The organism is Streptomyces phytophilus (assembly GCF_013870535.1).
Taxonomy (GTDB): Bacteria; Actinomycetota; Actinomycetes; order Streptomycetales; family Streptomycetaceae; genus Streptomyces; species Streptomyces phytophilus.
This window is the reverse complement of record NZ_JACBXC010001161.1, coordinates 1-1,903: the sequence shown is the minus strand read 5'-3', so window position 1 is coordinate 1,903 and position 1,903 is coordinate 1. Positions and strand designations below refer to the sequence as shown.

Here is a 1,903-nt window from a genome sequence, read left to right as displayed (position 1 = left end):
CGGCGGGCGGGGTGACCTCGACGTCGAGTACGGGGTCGGTGTCGAGGTCCACGACCTGCCGCACGGTCGTCGTGGCCCACCCCTCGGGCGCCGCCAGCGACACCGCGACCTCGGCGACGGGCTCGCCGCCGGGGCGCAGCGCGCGGGTCAGCCGGACCCGTACCGTGTGGGGGCGGGCCGCGAACAGCGGCAGGTCGGCGGTGAGTTCCACCGCCGGGCGCTGCTCGCGGGCGATGTCCTCCTCCAGCGCCGTCAGGAACTCCCGGAGCCGCGCGGTCACGTCGGGCTGCCGCGCCGTCAGGTTCACCGACTCCCGCGGGTCCGCGTCCAGGTCGTACAGCTCCGGCAGGTATCTCTGGTCCGAGCCGCGCCGCCGGACGTGCAGCTTCCACCGCCCGTCGCGTACGGCCGCCGCCCGCGCGCTGAGGAAGAACGGCACCGGGGCGCGCTCGCGCAGCCGGGCGCCGCGCAGCGCCGCGGTGAGGTCGGTGCCGTCCAGCGCCACGCCCGGCTCCGGCTCGACGCCGGCCAGCGAGCACACCGTCGGCAGCAGGTCGAGGAAGGAGACCACGTCGTCCGACTCCCGGCCGCGCGGCACGGTGCCCGTCCAGCGGGCGATGAACGGCACCCGCACCCCGCCCTCGAAGACCTCGAACTTCCGGGACCGCAGCCCGCCCGACGAGCCCTCGAACCAGGGCCCGTTGTCCCCGGCGACGACGATGAGGGTCTCGCGGTCCAGGCCGCGGTCGGCTATCGCGTCGAAGAGGCGGCCGAGGTGGTGGTCGACGGATTCGATGGCGTCGCCGTACAGGCCGCCGCGGGAGACGCCGTCGAACTCCGGCTCGACGGCGAGCGGGAGGTGGGGCATGGTCTCGGCGAGGTAGATGAAGAACGGCCGGCCGTCGGCGCGGTCGACGACGTCGATCGCCTCGTCGGTGAACCGCCGGGTGAGCGTCGCCAGGTCGGCGTCGCTGTTGAGGACCTCCACGGGTTCCTCGTCCCGCCACACCTCGGTGGGGTACGTGTCCGCCGTGTACATCGCGTCGACGCCGAAGAAGGAGTCGAAGCCGTGCCGCGCCGGGTGGTGGGCGTCGAGGCGGCCGAGGTGCCACTTGCCGATCGCCGCGGTGACGTAGCCCGCGGTGCGCAGGTACTCGGGGAGGGTGCGCTCCGCCGTGCCCAGGCCGTGCGGGTCGTCGCGGCTCAGCACGTCCGGGATGCCGGTGCGCGGCGGTACGCGGCCGGTGAGCAGCGCGGCGCGCGACGGGCTGCACACCGGGGCGGCGCAGTAGCCCTGGGTGAAGCGGGTGCCCTGGCGGGCGAGCCGGTCCAGCCGCGGGGTGTGGATCAGCGGATGGCCGTAGCAGCCGAGGTCGCCGTAGCCCAGGTCGTCCAGCAGGACCATGATGACGTTCGGGCCGCGGCCCGGGGGCTTGGCGGGCCGGGCGCTCGCCCTGTGCATGTGGGGCCCGCCGACCGAGACGGATAACCCGGTCGCACCGAGCGTGAGTGCCGATCCTGCGAGGACGTCGCGGCGGCTGGCCAAGACGGGCTCCCTTCGTCGCCGGCACGTCGGGAGACCGGCAGGTGCGCCGATCCTCGGACTTCGGCGGCCCCTGCGTCAAATAAGAGCGTATTACAGGTTTATGAAGGTGCGCGGGAGGGGACTTCTTCGCGCCATTCGGGCAAGTGAGGTGCCGGGACACCGCGTTGACCAGGTCCCGGCGCCGCCGGGGCGGGAGCGGCCCGCAGCCGGTGCGCGACCGGGGCTCAGTGCACCACCAGCGCCACGAGCGTCCACCTGTTGCCCCCGGTGCCGGTCAGCCCCAGCTCGACCGTCCGGCCTTCGGACCCGCCGTCGAGGATGAACTCCTCCCACCGGTACGCGCCCGCGGGCAGCCGC

At 74.5% G+C, this 1,903-nt stretch carries 1 protein-coding gene; it reads right to left on the bottom strand.

Annotated elements, in window-relative coordinates:
* A partial coding sequence (locus H5J30_RS30245; RefSeq protein ID WP_258563607.1) for a sulfatase family protein occupies positions 1 to 1,546 on the bottom strand: 1,546 nt, incomplete at its 3' end.
* Positions 1,547 to 1,903: the final 357 nt, after the last annotated feature.